23 protein-coding genes and 1 tRNA gene are annotated in these 18,123 nt (G+C 66.7%); 12 read left to right on the plus strand and 12 right to left on the minus strand.

The window, feature by feature from the left end; all coding sequences use genetic code 11:
* Window positions 1-6: 6 nt before the first annotated feature.
* A complete protein-coding gene (gene ung / locus CQW49_RS00500; protein WP_003611187.1) occupies window positions 7-675 on the minus strand; it encodes a uracil-DNA glycosylase in 669 nt (222 codons plus the stop codon).
* A gap of 44 nt (window positions 676-719) precedes the next feature.
* Complete coding sequence (locus tag CQW49_RS00505; protein ID WP_003611185.1) at window positions 720-953, minus strand: hypothetical protein; 234 nt, start codon at window positions 951-953, stop codon at window positions 720-722.
* Between the two features lie 190 nt (window positions 954-1,143).
* Here CQW49_RS00505 and CQW49_RS00510 point away from each other — a divergent pair, with 190 nt between their 5' ends.
* From CQW49_RS00510 to CQW49_RS00555, 10 genes are all read left to right on the plus strand, one after another.
* Entirely contained in the window at window positions 1,144-1,866 is a 723-nt protein-coding gene (locus CQW49_RS00510) for an SIMPL domain-containing protein (protein WP_003611183.1), read from the plus strand.
* Between the two features lie 49 nt (window positions 1,867-1,915).
* Window positions 1,916-3,376: a F0F1 ATP synthase subunit beta gene (gene atpD / locus CQW49_RS00515; protein WP_003611181.1), complete on the plus strand. Its 1,461-nt coding sequence runs from the start codon at window positions 1,916-1,918 to the stop codon at window positions 3,374-3,376.
* Window positions 3,373-3,819 carry a F0F1 ATP synthase subunit epsilon gene (locus tag CQW49_RS00520; protein ID WP_003611180.1) on the plus strand — a complete coding sequence of 149 codons (447 nt, stop codon included), beginning with the start codon at window positions 3,373-3,375 and terminating at the stop codon, window positions 3,817-3,819. Before atpD ends, CQW49_RS00520 begins: the two co-directional genes overlap by 4 nt.
* The gene (locus CQW49_RS00525; RefSeq protein ID WP_003611178.1) at window positions 3,816-4,106 is read left to right on the plus strand and encodes an AtpZ/AtpI family protein; all 291 of its coding nucleotides are present in this window, start codon (window positions 3,816-3,818) and stop codon (window positions 4,104-4,106) included. The genes CQW49_RS00520 and CQW49_RS00525 overlap by 4 nt, the downstream gene beginning before the upstream one ends.
* On the plus strand, window positions 4,103-4,384 hold the full coding sequence (locus CQW49_RS00530) for an N-ATPase subunit AtpR (protein WP_003611176.1): 282 nt from the start codon (window positions 4,103-4,105) through the stop codon (window positions 4,382-4,384). Before CQW49_RS00525 ends, CQW49_RS00530 begins: the two co-directional genes overlap by 4 nt.
* Entirely contained in the window at window positions 4,381-5,061 is a 681-nt protein-coding gene (locus tag CQW49_RS00535) for a F0F1 ATP synthase subunit A (RefSeq protein WP_003611174.1), read from the plus strand. Before CQW49_RS00530 ends, CQW49_RS00535 begins: the two co-directional genes overlap by 4 nt.
* Before the next feature lie 118 nt (window positions 5,062-5,179).
* On the plus strand, window positions 5,180-5,425 hold the full coding sequence (locus tag CQW49_RS00540) for a F0F1 ATP synthase subunit C (RefSeq protein WP_003611173.1): 246 nt from the start codon (window positions 5,180-5,182) through the stop codon (window positions 5,423-5,425).
* Between the two features lie 13 nt (window positions 5,426-5,438).
* Window positions 5,439-6,185: a F0F1 ATP synthase subunit delta gene (locus tag CQW49_RS00545; protein ID WP_003611172.1), complete on the plus strand. Its 747-nt coding sequence runs from the start codon at window positions 5,439-5,441 to the stop codon at window positions 6,183-6,185.
* The gene (locus CQW49_RS00550) at window positions 6,175-7,698 is read left to right on the plus strand and encodes a F0F1 ATP synthase subunit alpha (protein WP_003611171.1); all 1,524 of its coding nucleotides are present in this window, start codon (window positions 6,175-6,177) and stop codon (window positions 7,696-7,698) included. Before CQW49_RS00545 ends, CQW49_RS00550 begins: the two co-directional genes overlap by 11 nt.
* Window positions 7,695-8,576, plus strand: a complete 882-nt coding sequence (locus tag CQW49_RS00555; RefSeq protein WP_003611170.1) for a F0F1 ATP synthase subunit gamma — start codon at window positions 7,695-7,697, stop codon at window positions 8,574-8,576. The genes CQW49_RS00550 and CQW49_RS00555 overlap by 4 nt, the downstream gene beginning before the upstream one ends.
* On the opposite strand, the gene CQW49_RS26000 is transcribed toward CQW49_RS00555, so the two are convergent.
* The 4 genes from CQW49_RS26000 to CQW49_RS00570 form a co-directional block, all read right to left on the minus strand.
* Window positions 8,573-8,704 carry a hypothetical protein gene (locus tag CQW49_RS26000; protein ID WP_274541227.1) on the minus strand — a complete coding sequence of 44 codons (132 nt, stop codon included), beginning with the start codon at window positions 8,702-8,704 and terminating at the stop codon, window positions 8,573-8,575. The genes CQW49_RS00555 and CQW49_RS26000 overlap by 4 nt on opposite strands.
* An 80-nt stretch (window positions 8,705-8,784) precedes the next feature.
* Window positions 8,785-8,860 (minus strand) — tRNA-Glu (locus CQW49_RS00560).
* 100 nt (window positions 8,861-8,960) lie between these two features.
* The gene (locus tag CQW49_RS00565) at window positions 8,961-9,770 is read right to left on the minus strand and encodes a cyclase family protein (protein ID WP_003611169.1); all 810 of its coding nucleotides are present in this window, start codon (window positions 9,768-9,770) and stop codon (window positions 8,961-8,963) included.
* A 63-nt stretch (window positions 9,771-9,833) separates the two neighbouring features.
* The gene (locus CQW49_RS00570; protein ID WP_003611168.1) at window positions 9,834-10,601 is read right to left on the minus strand and encodes a haloacid dehalogenase type II; all 768 of its coding nucleotides are present in this window, start codon (window positions 10,599-10,601) and stop codon (window positions 9,834-9,836) included.
* Between the two features lie 147 nt (window positions 10,602-10,748).
* Here CQW49_RS00570 and CQW49_RS00575 point away from each other — a divergent pair, with 147 nt between their 5' ends.
* Complete coding sequence (locus tag CQW49_RS00575; RefSeq protein ID WP_003611167.1) at window positions 10,749-11,942, plus strand: amidase; 1,194 nt, start codon at window positions 10,749-10,751, stop codon at window positions 11,940-11,942.
* Between the two features lie 40 nt (window positions 11,943-11,982).
* On the opposite strand, the gene CQW49_RS00580 is transcribed toward CQW49_RS00575, so the two are convergent.
* Window positions 11,983-12,336: a winged helix-turn-helix transcriptional regulator gene (locus CQW49_RS00580; RefSeq protein ID WP_003611166.1), complete on the minus strand. Its 354-nt coding sequence runs from the start codon at window positions 12,334-12,336 to the stop codon at window positions 11,983-11,985.
* Between the two features lie 127 nt (window positions 12,337-12,463).
* Between CQW49_RS00580 and CQW49_RS00585 the strand changes: the two genes are divergently transcribed.
* Entirely contained in the window at window positions 12,464-12,874 is a 411-nt protein-coding gene (locus tag CQW49_RS00585; protein ID WP_003611164.1) for an MAPEG family protein, read from the plus strand.
* A gap of 800 nt (window positions 12,875-13,674) precedes the next feature.
* On the opposite strand, the gene CQW49_RS00590 is transcribed toward CQW49_RS00585, so the two are convergent.
* The 5 genes from CQW49_RS00590 to xseA all read right to left on the minus strand — a co-directional run bounded on the left by CQW49_RS00590 (window position 13,675) and on the right by xseA (window position 18,101).
* Window positions 13,675-14,130, minus strand: coding sequence for an arsenate-mycothiol transferase ArsC (locus CQW49_RS00590; RefSeq protein WP_003611162.1), 456 nt, complete (start codon window positions 14,128-14,130; stop codon window positions 13,675-13,677).
* 4 nt (window positions 14,131-14,134) lie between these two features.
* The gene (locus CQW49_RS00595) at window positions 14,135-14,653 is read right to left on the minus strand and encodes a UPF0262 family protein (RefSeq protein WP_024749406.1); all 519 of its coding nucleotides are present in this window, start codon (window positions 14,651-14,653) and stop codon (window positions 14,135-14,137) included.
* Window positions 14,610-15,911, minus strand: coding sequence for a histidinol dehydrogenase (hisD, locus tag CQW49_RS00600; RefSeq protein WP_003611160.1), 1,302 nt, complete (start codon window positions 15,909-15,911; stop codon window positions 14,610-14,612). The genes CQW49_RS00595 and hisD overlap by 44 nt, the downstream gene beginning before the upstream one ends.
* Before the next feature lie 28 nt (window positions 15,912-15,939).
* Window positions 15,940-16,419, minus strand: coding sequence for a DUF2948 family protein (locus CQW49_RS00605; RefSeq protein WP_003611159.1), 480 nt, complete (start codon window positions 16,417-16,419; stop codon window positions 15,940-15,942).
* A gap of 101 nt (window positions 16,420-16,520) precedes the next feature.
* Entirely contained in the window at window positions 16,521-18,101 is a 1,581-nt protein-coding gene (xseA, locus tag CQW49_RS00610) for an exodeoxyribonuclease VII large subunit (RefSeq protein WP_003611158.1), read from the minus strand.
* Between the last annotated feature and the right edge of the window lie 22 nt (window positions 18,102-18,123).

Consider the following 18,123-nt stretch of genomic DNA (forward strand, 5'->3'; position numbering starts at 1 on the left):
CTTGCCTCACCACTCGATCGGCGCCGCGCCTCTCGCCTCGAGATAAGCGTTCGCCTTGGAAAAGTGCCGGCAGCCGAAGAAGCCGTTGCGGGCCGAGAGCGGGGAGGGGTGCGCGCATTCGAGCACCAGATGGCGGCGGCGGTCGACGCCGGCTCCCTTCTGCCGCGCATAGGCGCCCCAGAGTAGGAACACGATACCCTCGCGCTCGCGCGAGAGCGCCGCGACGGCGGCGTCGGTGAAGCGCTCCCAGCCCTTGCCCTGATGCGAGCCGGCGGCGCCCTCCCGCACCGTCAGAGTGGCGTTGAGCAGCAGCACGCCCTGGCGCGCCCAGCGCGAGAGATCGGGATCGCGCGACACGGGGCGGCCGAGGTCGTTCTCGATCTCCTTGAAGATATTTTGCAATGACGGCGGCGGCGCGACCGTGCGCTCGACAGCGAAGCAGAGCCCGTTGGCCTGCCCGGCGCCATGATAGGGGTCCTGGCCGAGAATGACCGCCTCGACCGCGTCGAACGGGCATTCGTCGAAGGCGCGAAAAATCTGCTTGGCCGGCGGATACACCGGACCTCTCTCATATTCCGCACGCACGAAACGGCGCAGCTCCGCGAAATAGGGTTGGTCGAGCTCGCCGGTGAGGCGGGCTTTCCAGCTTTCGTCCAGGCGAACCGGCTTGTTCATGCGTGCGAGGCTATCACGGGCGCGCGGAAGGAGCGAGGACGGCGCTATTGCGCTGCGCGTCTATCGACGCGACGCGACGCGGCCCAGACCGCGCCAGCGATTGCTCCGACGATCGCGCCGGCCGGGGCGTAGAAGAACGCCACGGCCATCGCATAAGCGCCCTCGGCTTGTGAAATATCGAAGAGATGAGCGGCGAGGACGGCGAACGCGACCGCCGCGGCGGCGCCGATCGCCAGTCCGATGAACGAGCCGAGAAAGATCCACGCCGATTTCGCCATGACAATTCCGCTGGGGGCCGCTCGAGCGACATTCTCTTGCTTTTTCGTCGTTGTGTGAAGCTGCGGGTGATATGTGCCGTGATAAAGTCCACGCTGCGCCAGTCGCCGAGGCTTCGGTGCGCCGAGTCGAGGGAAGCCGGAAGCGGGAGCGTGCGATTTCGCCGCCAGCGGCGTCGAGCGAGGCAAGTCGATGACCCGAATACTCGCTACGGCCTTGTCGAGCGCGCTCCTTCTCGCGAGCGCTTCGGCCGAGACATTGAAGGACACTCTCCCCCATATTTCCGTGACGGGAGCGGCTTCGGAGGAGGCGCTTCCCGACCGAGCCATCCTTCGCCTGGACATTGTCGCGGATCGGCCCACCGCGACCGAGGCCGTGGCCGAGAACGAGCGCAAGACTCGCTCCGTCTCTGACGATCTCGTCCGACGAGGCGTGCCGATCGACGGCATTCGCGTCGTCGGGGCGACGCTTCAGTCGGTCTCGACGGAGGAGGCCGCGCCGCGCAGCGCGCGTGGAAAGCGCGTCTCCAAGGGGTTTCGGGCGCGAAGCGAGTTGAGCGTGACGGTCGCTTCGCTCGATGAGGCCGCGTCTTTGCTGTCTCGCGCGATCGACGCCGACTCGAACGACGTTCGCGGCGTGGAATTCATCGTCAGCGACGAAAGGACGCGCCTCGAACGACTGCGGATCGCGGCCGTGAAAGATGCAGAACAGCGGGCGAGAAACTATGTCGAGGCCGTGGGCGGCAAGCTCGGCCGTATCATCGAAATCGATCATCAGGAGGAGACTGCGGCGACAGAAGCCGACGGCCGAGCCGAGCCTTCGGCCTCCGCGAGTGGAGCGGCGTTTCTGCCTCTTCGGCCCGGCGCGCGACGGCTCACCGCCAGGGTGTCGGCGACATGGGCGCTTTCGCGCTAGAGTGCGCGGGATTCCAACCAATCGGCGAGAATGCTCGATCGGCGTGCAAATGAACGAGGCGGCTACTTCTCACGCGAGCGCGGCGCGTCACGGAACGGTCTTAGCCGTTCGCGGCGCCGTGATCGACGTGCGGTTCGAGATGGGCGAATTGCCGGCGATCGAGGACGCCTTGCTCGTCGATGCCGGCGGCGGACGTGAAATCTACGCCGAGGTGCAGGCTCACCTCGACCGGAGCAGCGTTCAGGCTATCGCTCTGCAATCGACGGTCGGCCTGTCGCGCGGACGCCGGGTGAGGGCGACTGGTGGGCCGATCGCGATTCCGGTCGGCGACGCGACGCTCGGACGGCTGATCGACGTGACGGGAGCGATCGGCGACAATGGGCCGCCGCTGCCGGCGGACGCGCCGCGCCGGCCGATCCATCGCGCGCCCCCGCCGCTGGCCCAGAGGCCGGGCGGCGGAGAGATTTTCGCGACGGGGATCAAGATCATCGACCTGCTGACGCCGATCGCGCAGGGCGGCAAGGCCGCCATGTTCGGCGGAGCCGGCGTCGGCAAGACCGTGCTCGTGATGGAGCTCATTCACGCGATGGTGTCGGGCTATCGGGGCGTATCGGTGTTCGCCGGCGTCGGCGAGCGTTCGCGCGAGGGCCATGAGCTTTTGCTCGACATGGCCCGCTCCGGCGTGCTCGAGCGCACGGTCCTGGTGTATGGCCAGATGAACGAACCCCCCGGCGCGCGCTGGCGGGCGCCGCTCGCCGCTCTCACCATCGCAGAATATTTCCGCGACGAGAAACGCCAGAACGTGCTGCTGCTGATGGACAATATCTTCCGCTTCGTCCAGGCCGGGGCCGAAGTCTCGGGTCTGCTGGGACGATCGCCGTCGCGCGTCGGCTATCAGCCGACGCTGGCGAGCGAAGTGGCGGCCCTGCACGAGCGGATCGCCTCGGTCGGCGGGGTCGGCGTGACGGCGATCGAGGCGGTCTATGTTCCCGCGGATGATTTCACCGATCCTGCGGTGACGACGATCGCCACCCACATCGACAGCATGATCGTGCTCTCCCGCCAAATGGCGGCCGAGGGAATGTATCCGGCGATCGATCCGATCGCTTCCTCCTCCGTGCTGCTCGATCCTCTGGTCGTCGGCGAGGCGCATGCCGAAGTCGCGACGGAGGTCCGCCGAGTGATCGAGCATTATCTCGAGCTGCAGGACGTCATCGCCTTGCTCGGCGTCGAGGAGCTCGCAGCCGAGGACCGCAAGATCGTCGGGCGCGCGCGGCGCCTTCAGCGCTTCCTGACCCAGCCTTTCGCCGTCACCGAGGCCTTCACCGGAGCGCCCGGCCGCTCGGTGCCGCTCGCCGACACGCTCGCGGGCTGCCGCGCGATTCTCTCCGGCGCCTGCGACGATTGGCGAGAGAGCTCCTTCTATATGGTCGGGACCATCGACGAGGCGGAGCAAAAGGAGAAGGCCGCCGCGCGCATCGACGCCGAGACGACGGGAGGCGGGCCGTGAGCAGAGCGTTGCGGCTCGCCATCACCACGCCGAACGCCGTGCTGCTCGACGAAGCCGGCGTGCGATCGGTCCGCGCCGAGGACGAGAGCGGCGGTTTCGGCTTGTTGCCGGGCCACGCCGATCTGCTGACGGTGCTGCCGCCGTCCGTCCTGCGCTGGCGATCCGCCGACGGCGCCGAGCGCTATTGCGCGATCCGAGGCGGCGTGCTGACCGTCAGGGGCGGAGAGAGCGTGTCGGTCGCCTGCCGCGAGGGACTTCTCGGTCGCGATCTGCGCAAGCTCGACGCCGAGGTGCGCGCCGCGCGCGCGGCGGAGAAGGACGCGGCGGCGCGCGCGCGCGTCGAGGAGACGCGGCTGCATGTCAGCGCCGTGCGTCGCCTCGTCCGCTATCTGCGTCCGTCCGGCGCCTCGGAATTGCTCGGCGACGGAAAGGACGCGCCATGAACGTGGCCGGCCCCGAGCGGGAGCGCGATGCGATGGCGGAGGCGGCGCGGCTGGCCGCCGAGCGGCGCGAAATGCAGCGCGAGAACGCCGAGCCCTCGCTCGGACGCCGACTGGGGCAGATCGGCGTCCTCGGCTGGACCATCGTCCTGCCGGCGCTCGCGGGGCTGTTCGTCGGACGCTGGCTGGATAAGACGTACGACATGGGCGTCTTCTTCTCGGCGCCTCTCGTCATGATCGGGGCCGGAGCCGGCCTCTGGCTCGCATGGAAATGGATGTCGCGCCAATGACCATTTCCGCCGCCGCGCTCGCTCTCCAGCTCGCCCTCGGCGCGGGTGCGGGATTCGCCGCGGGCCTCGCTTATTTCTGGGCCTTGCGTTGGAATGTCGATCTCTTCGAGCAGGGCGTGACGCCGAAGGCCGTCCTTTTGCTCATTGCGCGCTTCGCGGCGCTCGCGGCGGCGCTCGCGGCCCTCGCGAAGATCGGCGCCCTCGCTCTGCTCTGCGGCGCGCTGGGACTGCTCGCGGCGCGCCGCATCGTCCTGCGTCGTCTGGGGGGCCTCGAATGAAATCCTCGCCGCTCGCGCTCGAGCCCGGCTTTCAGCTCGGACCCGTGCCCGTCAGCAAGCCCGTCATCGTCACTTGGGCGCTGATGGCGGCGCTCGTTCTCGCGAGCTTTCTCGTAACGCGGCGGCTTTCGCTGCAGCCGGGAACCGGACAATCCGCGCTCGAGCTTTTCGTCGAGACGCTCGACGACCAGATGAGAGACACGATCGGAGCGGATCCCGCCCCCTATCGCGCCGTGATCGGAACGATCTTCCTCTTCGTGCTCGTCGCCAATTGGTCGTCGCTCGTTCCCGGCGTGGAGCCGCCGACGGCGCGGCTCGAAACCGATGCGGCGCTGGCTCTGATCGTCTTCTTCGCGACCATCTATCACGGCCTGCGCACGCGCGGTCCGCTCGGCTATCTCGCGACATTCGCCGAGCCGAGCATCATCATGTTTCCGCTCAATCTCGTCGAGCAGGTCACGCGGACCTTCTCTCTGATCGTCCGCTTGTTCGGGAACATCATGAGCGGCGTGTTCGTCATCGGCGTCGTTCTGTCGCTGGCGGGTTTGCTCGTGCCGATTCCGCTGATGGCGCTCGATTTGCTGACCGGAGCGGTTCAGGCCTACATTTTTGCGACGCTCGCCATGGTGTTCATCGGCTCGGCGGTCGACGGGCACGGCGCGCGGGTGGGCGGCTAGAGCGCTTTCCGATCGAACGGAGTCGTTCGATCGATCAGAATTCGCTCGAACGAAAGAATTCTAGAGCGCTATCCGATCCAATCGGATCGGATAGCGCTCTAGACGAGAGCGAGGAAGAATGGACGACATCCAATATATCAGCGTGATCGCCGCCGCCGTCGCCGTATCCTTCGGAGCGATCGGTCCCGCTCTTGCGGAAGGCAAGGCTGTCGCGGCCGCCATGGAGGCGATCGCGCGTCAGCCGGAGGCCGCCGGCGTCCTGTCGCGCACCCTTTTCGTCGGCCTCGCGATGATCGAGACCATGGCGATCTACTGTCTCGTGATCGCGCTTCTGCTTCTCTTCGCCAATCCTTTCGTCAAATAGGGCGTTCGCAGGCATGCAGATCGACTGGTGGACGCTCGGTTTGCAGACCGTCAACGCCCTCGTGTTGATCTGGCTGCTTTCCCGCTTCCTTTTCCGCCCCATCGCATCGATCCTCGCCGAGCGCGAAGCGACGGCCCGGCGGCTGCTGGAGGACGCCGCCGCCGCCAAAGCCTCCGCCCTGACTCTGGAGGAACGGGCGCGCGCCGCCGTCGACGCGATGGCGGCCGATCGCGCGGCGACGATCCACGCCGCCACGACGGAGGCGAAGGACGCGCGAGACCAGCTGCTCGAGGCCGCCAAGGCCGACGCCGATCGCATGCGAGCGGACATGCGGGCGGAAATAGAGCGCGCGGAACGATCGGCCCGTCGCGCCGAAGCCGAGCGCGCGAGCCTGCTCGCCGTCGACATTGCGCGGCGTCTGCTCGAACGTTTGCCGGCCTCGTCCCGCGTCGCCGGCTTCATCGACGGCCTCGCGGACGCGATCGCGGCCCTGCCGGAAGCCGCGCGCGCCGATTTCGCCGCGCGAGGCGAGCCCACTCTGACCGCGCCGCGTCCGCTCACCGCCGAGGAGGACGCGCTATGCCGCGGCAGGCTCGAAAGCGCCCTGGGCCGCCCGCTGAAATTCGCGCTTCGCGTTGATCCGACATTGCTCGCCGGCCTCGAATTGGAGAACGCCCACACCAGCATTCGCAACAGCCTGCGCGCCGATCTCGAGCAAATCTCCGCGACCTTGCTGACGGAGCCGGAAAATGAGCGATGAGCCGGCCGTCGCCGAATGGCTCGCGCGCGGCCGCGCGGCCGTCGCGAGGATCGATCTCGGGCCCAAGGTCGAGACGGTCGGACGCGTCGAGAGCTATGCCGATGGAATCGCCTTCGTCTCCGGCCTGCCGCAGGTCGCGCTCGACGAGCTGCTGCGTTTCGAGACCGGCCAGCTCGGATTCGCGCGCGCGCTCGAGGCGGATCGGGTCGCCGTGGTGCTGCTCGATCCGGGCGACGCGATCGAAGCCGGCGCGCGCGTTTTCGCGACCGGTGAGGTGGCGCGCACGCCGGTCGGGGAGGGGCTGCTCGGGCGCGTCGTCGATCCGCTGGGCCGCCCGCTCGACGGCGGCGAGCCGATCGCCGCCGTGGCCTTTCATCCCGTCGAGCGCGAGGCGCCGAGCATCATCGCGCGCGATCTCGTGACCGAGCCCGTCGAGACCGGCCTATTGGTCGTCGACTCCATGTTCGCCCTGGGGCGTGGTCAGCGCGAGCTCGTCATCGGCGATCGCGCCACGGGCAAGACGTCGATCGCCATCGACGCCATCATCAACCAGCGCCACTCGGACATCGTCTGCGTCTATGTCGCCATCGGCCAGCGGACGACCTCGGTCGAGCGCGCGATCGAGGCGGTGAGGAGCGGAGGAGCCGCCGATCGCACGATCTTCGTCGTCGCGCCCGCCGCCTCGCCGCCCGGCCTGCAATGGATCGCGCCTTTCGCGGGCTTCGCCATGGCGGAGTTCTTCCGCGATCGCGGCGGCCATGCGCTCGTGGTCGTCGACGATTTGAGCAAGCATGCGGTCACGCATCGCGAGCTCGCCCTGCTGACCCGGGAGCCTCCCGGACGCGAAGCCTATCCGGGCGACATCTTCTACGTCCATGCGCGGCTCTTGGAGCGCGCCGCGAAATTGTCGAAGGCGTTGGGCGGCGGCTCGCTCACGGCGCTGCCGATCGCCGAGACCGATTCCGGCAATCTCTCGGCCTATATTCCCACCAATCTGATCTCCATCACCGATGGACAGATCGTGCTCGACCGCCGCTTGTTCGCCGCGAACCATCGTCCGGCCGTCGATGTCGGCCTCTCGGTCAGCCGCGTCGGCGGCCGCGCGCAGCCGGACGCCTTGCGCGACGTCTCGGGACGATTGCGTCTGCAATACACGCAGTTTCTGGAGCTCGAGATGTTCTCGCGCTTCGGCGGCATGTCGAACGCCCGCATCGAGCGGGAGATGACGCGGGGCGAGCGCATTCGGGGCCTGCTGACGCAGCCGCGCTTTTCGCCCCTGCGCCTCGCCGATCAGGTCGCTCTGCTCGCGGCGCTCGACGCCGGCGTTCTCGATCCCGTTCCGGCGCGAGCCATTCCTGCGCTGACCGCGAGGCTGCCCGCGCATCTCGACTCGGCCGCCGCGCCGAGCGTCGCGGCGATCGCCCGTAACGCCCCGCTCGACGAGGCCATGCGCGCGGATCTCGTGGCGCGGGTGCGCGATCTTTCGACAGAGCTCACGGCGCATTCCTCATGAGCGAGCGTTCCGCCGACATCAGCGCCCATATCGTCGCGACCCGGCAGCTCGAGAGCGTCATCACGGCGATGCGCGGCGTCGCCGCCATCCGAACGCGCGAAGCTCAGTCGCGACTTTCTGGCGTGCGCGCCTATGCCGGCGCGTTGGGCGACGCCATTAGCGCGGCGCTGGCGTTGAGCGCGGAAGCGCCGCCTTCGCGGCTCGGCTCGGAGCGCCGGACGGCCGGCGGCCACATCGTCCTGGCGTTTTGCTCGGAGCGCGGCTTTGTCGGCGCATTCAACGAGCGCATCCTCGAAGCGGCGGCGCGGTTCGCGGACGGCGCCGAGCGCCCGGCTGTGTTCATCATCGGCGAGCGCGGCGCGACGCTCGCGCAAGAGCGCGGATCGCGCGCGGATTGGACTCTTCCCATGCCGTCGCGCGTCGACGACGCGCCGTCGCTCGCCGACCGCATCGCGCAAGAGCTCTATGGACGCCTGGGAGAGGGGCTCGCCGATCGCGTGACGCTCGTCCACGGCGCGCCGGGCGTGGCCGGAATCGAGATCGTCGCGCGCTCGCTCGTGCCGCTCGATCTCGCCCGCTTTCCGCCCGCGTCCGCCGCGGCTCCGCCCCTCGTCATGCTGCCGCCGCGCGCGCTCGTCGAGGGCCTCGCGCAGGAATATGTCTTCGCCGAATTATGCGAGGCGGCGGTGCTGTCCTTCGCGGCGGAGAACGAGGCGCGAATGCGCGCGATGATCGAAGCCCGCGACAATGCGCACAAGACGCTCGAGCGACTGGAGGCTCGGCGCCGGCAAACACGTCAGGAGGAGATCACCGAGGAGATTATAGAGCTCGCGAGGCCCGCGCCCCGCCGGACGCGCGCTCGTCGAGGCGAAGGCTAAAGAGGGCTCTGCGCCTCCTTCGAGCGCTCCAGACGCTTCAACGTCGACTTGCCGAGCAGCGGCGCGCCGGCGTTCGAGGCCGACGTTCCGCCGTCGAAGCGCGCCTCGATCCGACGCCCTTCCGCCACTCCAAATCGAACGTCGTCTGCATCGAGGTGACAGAGGTTAGACGACTTGCGGCGCTATCTGCTTAAGTCTTTGATTTCTTTGGCGCGCCCAACGGGAATCGAACCCGTGTTTTCGCCGTGAAAGGGCGACGTCCTAGGCCTCTAGACGATGGGCGCGGTCGCGGGCGGAGCCCGCTTTGCGAAAGCGCGCGCAGATATAGAGGGCCGCGCTCGGGCTGACAAGACCGCCGTTCGCGAACCGACGCTTCTCTCGCCCTCAGCGCGGGATCACGGCGATGATCCGCGCGGGGCCGCCCGTGCCATTGGTGATCTTCATCGGCAAAGCGAAGACGATCGCGCCCGTCGGCGGCAATTGCTCGAGATTGGCCAGATTCTCGAGGCCGCTCACATCCGCCGCCGCGACGATTCGATGCACCGGGAAATCCTGCGACGGCCCGTGGTCGACGCTGGCGGTGTCGAGGCCGATCATCCGCACACGCCGCTCATTCGCCAGCAGCGCGGCCGCTTCCGCGCCGAAGCCGGGGAAATGCAGATGGCTCGCGTCGCCGGGCGCATCGTCGCCGAGATAGGCCTTGCGGTCGCCCCAGCGCGTGCTCCAGCCCGTGCGCAGCAGGACGATCGCGCCCTCGCCGATTCGCCCATGCGCCGCCTCGAAGGCGGCGATGTCCTCCGGCTGCAGCCGATAATCGCTGTTCTCCGCGGCCTTGGCGGAAATGTCGATGACCACCGCCGGGCCGACGAAGCGCTCGATCGGAATATCGGCGCTGGTCCAATGGCCCTGCGCGAAATGGCGCGGGGCGTCGAGATGCGTGCCGCCATGCTCGGGCGAGCAGAAGCTGTTCGCCGCAAAGAAGAAGCCGCCCTTGGTCACGCCATTGAACAAAGGCTTCAGCTCGAAGCCCGAGGGCGAGGTCGGCCAATAGATTGTTTTCGAATCGAAGGGATGGGTGAGATCGATGATCCGAGCGGAAGCGAGGTCGAGGCTCTGGCCGAGCGCGCTCGATGACGCGCCGAGGCCGAGAATCGCCCCGAGCAGAGCGCGGCGGAAGTCGAATCGTCGCATCATCGGATATCTCCGGATTCACGCGCGACGGCGGCCTCGGCCGTCGCCGCGCCCGAGGAATCGAGGCTACTCGGGTCTCGATACGAATTCCAGCAGGCCTTGCAAATTGTCGGAGCTCCAGTCGGCTTCGACGCCGAGCCGCTCGGCGGGGAGGCGGAAGCGGTTCACCCAATAGGTCGTGTAGCCGAACGTTCTGGCGCCATAGGCGTCCCATCCGCCGAAAGCCGCAAAGAGAATTTCGTCCTTCCGCAGCTGCAGCCTTTCCATGCCGAGCGCATAGGCGCGCGGATCGGGCTTGAAGACGCCTCCGACCTCGGTGCTGAGCAACTCGTCGAAGAGCTCCGTCATTCCGGCTCGCTCGGCGTTGGCGCGCAGCATGCGCTCGCTGAAATTGGCGATGGTGATGATTCGCAGTCCGGCGGCCTTCAGCTTGCGCAGCGTCTCCTTTGCGTCGGGCCAGGGCGTCAAGGTGAGATAGGCGTTCATCAGCCTTGCGCGTTTGTCGGGCGTCAGCTCGAGCTTCATCGTCGCGGCGGCGTAGACCAGCGCCTCCTCGGTCACTTCGAAGAAATCGGCGAAGCGGCCGGTGATGGTTCTCAAGAAGCAATATTCGAATTGCTTCGTGCGCCAGAGCTTGGTGAATTCCGCGCCTTTCCCCGGAAACGTCTCTTCGACGCGCGGGATGACGGAATCAGGATCGAAAATCACGAAAAAGTCGAAGGCGACGGCTTTGAAGCGCGGCGTCGGTTGCTGCTGCGCCTGCGCCCGGCACAGCCCGCTCATGGACGCGATCATCACGATCGAAAGAAAAACCGCCGGTCGAAACGATCTCATCGAACTGCTCCGCTCGGAACGAGGGTAGGACGACGGCTCGCTATCGATTCAATTCGCCTCTATCATGACCGGCGCGCCTGCGGCGAGCAAGGCGAGCCACATCGCCGCCGAGGCCAATGCGACGACGAAGATCGGGACGACGCAAAAATGACCGACGCCTGTTTCGCGATCGCCGTCCGGCTCGACATTCGGAGCGCAGCGCGCATTGGTGAGGACGCGCCGCTCGCGAGCGCGCGTTTCGTCGTCAAGCAGAATATCGATGTCGACGGCGTCGTCTCGAGCAATGGGCATCCGACCTGGGCGGCGACCCATGGGCCTGCGCCGATCGCCGCACCCGCGGTCGACCGGTTGTTGGCGGCGGGCGCGCATCTCGTCGGCAAGGCGCATATGGACGAAATGGCCTATAGCCTGCTCGGCGCCAACGCCCATTACGGCGCGCCGCTCAATCCGGCCGCGCCGGATCGGCATCCGGGCGGCTCGTCATCGGGCTCCGCCGTCGCCGTGGCGGCCGGCCTCGCCGACTTCGCTCTGGGCACGGACACGGCCGGCTCCTGCCGCGCGCCTGCGTCCTTTTGCGGCGTCTATGGCTTTCGACCCTCGCATGGCGCGGTCTCGTCGAATGGCGTGATCCCGCTCGCGCAATCGCTCGACACGATCGGCTGGTTCGCGCGCGACGTCGACATGCTGGCGCGGGTCGGCGCGGTTCTGTTGCCGGAGGATTTGTGCGACGGGCCGTTCGAGCGCGTCGTGGCGCTGGAGGAAGCCTTTGCGCAGAGCGACGCCGAGACCAACGAAGCGGCGAGGCCCGCGCGCGAGGCGCTGGCGCGCATGTATTCGGTCGGCGAAGCGAGGCTCGGCGAAGACTTCTGGTCGCAGTCGCTGCACTGCTTCCGCAATCTGCAGGCCTTCGAAGCCTGGAGCGCGCAAGGCGCCTGGATCGAGCGCGCGGCGCCGCGCTTCGGCCCCGGCGTCGCCGAGCGTTTCGCCCTCGCGGCGAAAGTGACGGCGAGCGAGAAGGCCGAGGCCGACGCTTTTCGCCGCGCGGCGCGCATGCGCGTCGATGAGATCCTGCCGCCGAACGCTGTGCTCGTCGTTCCGACGACTCCCTTCGTCTCGCCGCTGCTGACGGAGAGCGAGGAAGAACTGGACCGCAAACGCTATCTGATGTTCCGCACCTTCCTCTTCGCCAGCTTCTTCGGCCTGCCGCAGATCAGCATCCCGCTGCCGCGCGCGCCGGGCGCGCCGCCGCTCGGAATTTCGCTGATCGGCCCGCGCTGGTCGGATCGGCGGCTGATCGAGGCGGCGCGGGGGCTCGCGGCGCGGCTTGCCGAGCGAGCCTGAAGGCTCGCGGTCCAAACAGCGGCCCCTGGACCGCGAGCCTTCAGGCTCGCTCTTTCCTTTCCGCCTTCGGGCCGAGTACATGCTCGACGCCCCAGTCGAACAGCAGCGCCAGAACCGGCTCCAGCGAGCGCCCGCGCTCGGTCAGGCTATATTCGACGCGCGGCGGCACCTCTGGATAGATGCGCCGCGAGATCATTCCATCCCGCTCGAGATCGCGCAATTGCTGCGTCAGCGTGCGCTGCGTGATCTTTTTCAACAGTCGTTGCAGCTCGCTGAAACGCTTCGTTCCGTCCGACAGGCGGTAGAGGATCGACGGTTTCCACTTGCCGCCGATGATGTCCATCGCGCCCTCGATCGGGCATTCGTCATAGTCCACGTGTCGCTGCTTGCGCATGAGCCTAGTATCCAATCTTGCCGTATCGACAATATAGGGCACTATCTGCGACATTTCTGCGTACTTCACGTTTCGGAGGCTGCTGGCTAGCTTGCGCGCGCCAATCACCGAACGGAGCGCAATTGCGATGACCAACGTCCTCACCCCCGAGCTCTATTGGACCGTGCTGACCGCCGGCCTCGCCTCGGTCCTGTGGATTCCCTATATTCTGCAACGTATCCTGGAGCTTGGACCGATCGAGGCCTTTCGCGATCCGTTGCACGAGGTTGCGACCAGGGCGCCGTGGGCGCAGCGCGCCAAGAGCGCGCATCTCAACATGATCGAAAATCTCCTCGTCTTCGCGGTGCTCGCCGTGACGATCCAGATCGTCGGCGGCGGCACGACGGCGACGGCGATCGCCGCGCCTTTGTTCTTTGCGACGCGCGCGACGCATTACGTCATCTACTCGCTGGGTCTTCCCTGGCTCAGGACGCCGATGTTCCTCATCGGCTTCGGCTGTCAGGTGACGCTGCTCTTCGCCATTCTCGCGCGCGGGTGATCTTCGTTGTATCCTTTGTATCTTCGTTGTGAATCTCCCCATTGAAGACGCGAGGCTTGAGTTGCCGAGCTGAGCGGGGAATGATAGGTCTTAAAATAAGCGATCGCTTGGCTATACAGTGGTGCTCGATCAGTCGTCACGTCGCTCTGGCAAAATACGCCGGGTCTCGGCGGCAGCGGAGGCCGATATCGATTCGAATCGATATCGGCTATTATCCAGCATACATGAGGTAAGGGTTCACGATGAATATTATTAATGATCGAGAATTGGCTTTACGATTTAAGAATGGTGCTGTGTCGTCTAAAGAGAGGTTTATCTACTTTTTTACATTTATTTTATTATCCGAAGCGCCGTACTTCTATAAGTATATTTTTGCCGATAATAGGCGTGATTTTGATCTATATGAGGATATAATAATGCTTGCAATAACAATCGTCGGAACGATTGCATGTTACATTTCAAATAAAACTGGCGACAACAGAGAGTTTGTAGAGCGTTACGTTTGTATTAGCTTTCCTGTATCTGTCCGCGCGACTATATTTTGTATAATAATTATTATCGTATCGTTAGTTATCTATGTTGCGGCATCAATAGAAATTTACTTTTTAAAAATCAGCCTGTGCTCTGAGTGCAAACTTGATGATCTAATGGATGCGTGGGGTTCTTTGGTTGTTACTAGCGCGATGATATATTTCTTTCATAGATTGAATACATCGATTAAGCTGGCGGCGAGGTAGCGTAGCGCATAAATTCTTTGATATTTACCAATAGAGATGACGCGCCGACTCCACGACACGGCCTCAATCCGATCCGCGCTCGACCGACAGCAGCGCCAGAATGCGCTTCGACAGCGAATCGCGCACGGCGCGATAGGCGTCGAGGATGGTCTCGCGGGAGCCCGCCGCCGCCGTGGCGTCCAGGGTCGGCCAATAGACGACGTCGATCGCCATGGTGCGCGTGAGCTCCAGCGCCTTGTGATGCGATTCCGGCGAGAGGGTCACGATGAGATCGAAGTTGGAATCTTCGAGATCTTCGAATGTGTGCGGCTTGTGGCGGGAGATGTCGATGCCGAGCTCCTCCATCGCCGCTATGGCGAAGCCGTCCGGCTCGCCGCGCTTCAGGCCGGCGGAGGCGAAATAGATTTCGCGGCCGAAATAATGCCGGGCCAGCGCTTCCGCCATCGGCGAGCGTACGGCGTTCTGCGTGCAGGCGAAGAGAACGGCTCCCGGCCGTGATCGTTCGCCTTCGCCGGGCATGGCGTCAGCCCTTCCAGTGCAGGGCGGTGATCAGCGTGAAGAGACGGCGCGCCGTGTCGGAGTCGCAGCGGATCTTGCCCTTCAGCCGCTCGGCGAGCAGAGCGGCGCCTTCATTGTGCAGGCCGCGGCGACCCATGTCGATCGCCTCGATACGGCTCGGCGTCGCCGTGCGGATCGCCGCGTAATAGGTCTCGCAGACGAGGAAGTAATCCTTCAGCAGCCGCTTGAACGGCGTCAGCGAGAGAATATGCGTGACGACGCTCGCGCCCGTCTCGTCGCGCACGTCGAAGACGAGCTTGGCGTCGTGCAGCGCGATGAAGAGCGCGTAAGGGCCGCCGTCATGGCCCTCGAGCGCGAAGCTGTTGTCCTCGATCAGGTCATAGATGGCGATGGCGCGCTCATGCTCCTGATCCGCGGCGCCGCGCCCGATCGATTGCTCGTCGAGCGTCACCGAGATCAGCCGCTGGCGCGCGTCCACCTCACGCTCCGCGCTGATCGAGACGGACGGCGACGGATCGGGCATGGGCCTGCAGACGTTCGGCGTCGCCGAGCGCGACGGCCGCCGGGCCGATCGCGCGAATGGAGGAGGCGTCGCATTTGAGGATCGAGGTGCGCTTCATGAAGTCGAGCACGCTGAGGCCCGAGGAGAAGCGCGCCGAGCGCGCGGTCGGCAGAACGTGATTGGAGCCGCCGACATAATCGCCGATCGCCTCGGGCGTGTAGGCGCCGATGAAGATCGCGCCGGCGTTGCGCACCTTCGCGGCCAGCGCCTCGGCGTCTTCCGAGACGATCTCGAGATGCTCGGCGGCGATGCGGTCGGCGAGCGGGATCGAATCGGCGAGCGACTTCGTCACGATGATCGCGCCGAACTCGCGCCAGGAGCGCGTGGCGATCTCGCGTCGCGACAGTGTTTCCAGCTGGCGCTCCACCGCCGCGGCGGTCGCGTCGGCGAAAGCCGCATCGTCGGTGATGAGGATCGACTGCGCCGATTCGTCATGTTCCGCCTGGGCGAGCAGATCGATCGCCACCCATTCGGGATTGGCGGTCTTGTCGGCGAGCACCAGAATTTCCGACGGGCCGGCGATCATGTCGATGCCGACGAGACCGAACACGCGGCGCTTGGCGGCGGCCACCCAGGCGTTGCCGGGGCCGACGATCTTGGCGACGGGATGAATGGTCTTGGTGCCATAGGCGAGAGCCGCGACCGCCTGCGCGCCGCCGACGCGATAGACCTCGTCGACATGGGCGCGCTTGGCGGCGGCCAGCACCAGCGGATCGATGACGCCATGGGGGGCGGGGACCACCATCACCAGACGCTCGACGCCGGCCACCTTGGCCGGGACGGCGTTCATCAGCACGGAGGAGGGATAGGAGGCGGTGCCGCCCGGCACATAGAGGCCGACCGATTCGAGCGCGCTCCAGCGCCAGCCGAGCTCGACCCCGGCGTCGTCGGCGAAGCGCAGATCCTGCGGCCGCTGGCGCTCGTGGAAGGCGGCGATGCGCTCATGGGCGAGGTCGAGCGCCGCCAGCGTCTCCTTCGGCACGCGCGCCTCGGCGGCGTCGATCTCGGCCTTGGTCAGAGCGATGCCGGTCTGCGCCAAATCGATATGATCGAACTTCTTGGAAAGATCGATCAGCGCCTCGTCGCCGCGCGCGGCCACATCCGCGATGATGTCGCGGACCGTGTCGTCGACGTCCTGCGCCGCCTCTCGCTTCGTCGAGAGGAGGGCCTTGAAGCTCTCCTCGAAATCCGCCGCCGAAGCGTCCAATCGCCAAGTCATGTCCATCTCCAACCGGAATCCCCGGTTGTCATGACCTCGCCGCGCCGTTTTCGTCAAGCTCATGCGAGGGGCAGGCGGCCACTCGCCAACGTGGGCCGAGGTCGGAAAGGCGGGCCTCGACGCATTCGACCTCGAGCGAAATGGCCGCGCCGCCCGCGAAAATCAGCGAGACGACGCCGCCCGGCGGCTCCTGCGAAGGCTCGAAGGTGAGGGCCAGCAATTCGAGAAATGCGTCGGGATTGTCGCGGGCGACGCGCCGATGCCTGACCCGGCGCACGCCCTCGAAATGCACGCCGGAACGGCAACGCTCACGTTTGCCATTCGCCTCGGCGGCCCAGTCGAAGCGCGAGCCGATCAAGGCGAAGCGGCGCTGCTCCGGCAGAAAGGCGAGATCCCCGACGCGCACGAGGGCGTCCTGGAGGAGGGCGGAGAGGCAGGACAAATCCTCGGCGTCCATGGCCTGGAGCTTCAATCCGGCGGACCGGCGCGGAGAGCGGCGCGAAAACATGGGCAGTGCCTCCTTTCCGCGCATATGGCGAGCGTTTTCCGGCCCCGCAACCGCCGCATCCGCGCGCCGCCGCGTGGGACGAGAAAAAATGTTTCGTGGTTTCAAAACAATGTTCCTTGTCCGCCGCCGGTCTTGTCCTTCCCGCGCTTGGGCCGCGGTGGGGCCGGCGGCTCCGGCGGGGCGTCGCCCTCGGCGCGGGCGCGCACGGCGCTGTCGGCGAATTGAATGGCCATCGCCATGCCCGGCGTCACATCGCGCGCAAGGCGCAGCACCGTTCCCTGCTCGTCGCGCACCAGCGCGAAGCCGCGCGCCAGCACGCTCTCATAGCCGAGCATCCGGCGCAGCTGATCCAGCCGGTCGAGCCGCGCCTGCCGGTCGGCGATGATGCGGAAATAGGCCGAGCGCAGCCGCTGCTCGGCATGGTCCACGCGCCGCTGCGCGCCGTCGGCCTCGCGGCGGGCCAGCGCCATGCGTGCGGAAAGACCCTGGCGCAGCCGGGCGTGCAGGCCCTTCAGCCGCTCGGAGGCGCGCGCCAGCTCCGCCTGTGGGGAATGGCGGGCGAGCACATGGGTGAGATGCGATAGACGCAGGCGGCGCGCGTCCAGCGCCCGGCGCAGCGCGGCGCGCAGGCGCTCGCCGGCGCGGTCGCTGCGCTGGAACGGATGCATCAGCAATTGCGGGCCCGCGGGCAGCACGCGCTGCAGCGAGACGAGGTGTCGGCGATGGGCGTCGAGCAGCCGGCGCTCCGCCCCCGAGAGGCGGCGGGCGAGGACCGCCGTCTGCTCGATCAGCTCGGCGCGCACCGGCACGCATTTTTCCGCGGCGCCGGTCGGCGTCGGGGCGCGCAGGTCCGAGACGAAGTCGATCAGCGTCGTGTCGGTCTCATGGCCGATCGCCGAGACCAGCGGAATGGCGCTCGCCGCCGCCGCGCGCACGACGATCTCCTCGTTGAAGCCCCAGAGGTCCTCGAGCGAGCCGCCGCCGCGCGCGACGATCAGCACATCCGGCCGCGGGATCGGCCCGCCGGGCGGCAGCGCGTTGAAGCCCTCGATGGCCGCCGTCACCTCCGCCGCGCAGCTCTCGCCCTGGACGCGCACCGGCCACACGAGGACGCGGCGAGGGAAACGGTCGAGCAGCCGGTGCAGAATATCGCGGATCACTGCGCCGGTCGGCGAGGTGACGACGCCGACGACGGCAGGCAGGAAGGGCAGGGGCCGCTTGCGCTCGGCGTCGAACAGGCCCTCGGCGGCGAGGCGCTTGCGGCGCTCGTCGAGCAGCGCCATCAGCGCGCCGGCGCCGGCCGGCTCCAGAGTGTCGATGACGATCTGATAGGAGGATTTGCCCGGAAAGGTCGTGATCTTGCCGGTGGCGACGACCTCGAGCCCTTCCTGCGGCTTCACGCGCAGGCGGAAGAAGGTGGTCTTCCAGATGACGGCGTCGAGCCGGGCGTTCTGGTCCTTGAGGCTGAAATAGACGTGGCCGGAGGAATGGGGCCCCCGGTAATTGGTGATCTCGCCGCGCACGCGCACATGGCCGAAGCGATCCTCGACCGTGCGTTTGAGCGCATTGGCGAGCTCGGAGACGGAGAGCTCGGGCACATTGCTCTGCGGCGGGGCGCCGATCGGCAGGGGCGGATCGTCGCTCGCGGGCTCGTCGGCGGGTTTGGTCGGACGCTTGGCCATGGGCGAGATATGGCGGATTTTG

The sequence above is a fragment of the Methylosinus trichosporium OB3b genome, from assembly GCF_002752655.1.
GTDB lineage: Bacteria > Pseudomonadota > Alphaproteobacteria > Rhizobiales > Beijerinckiaceae > Methylosinus > Methylosinus trichosporium.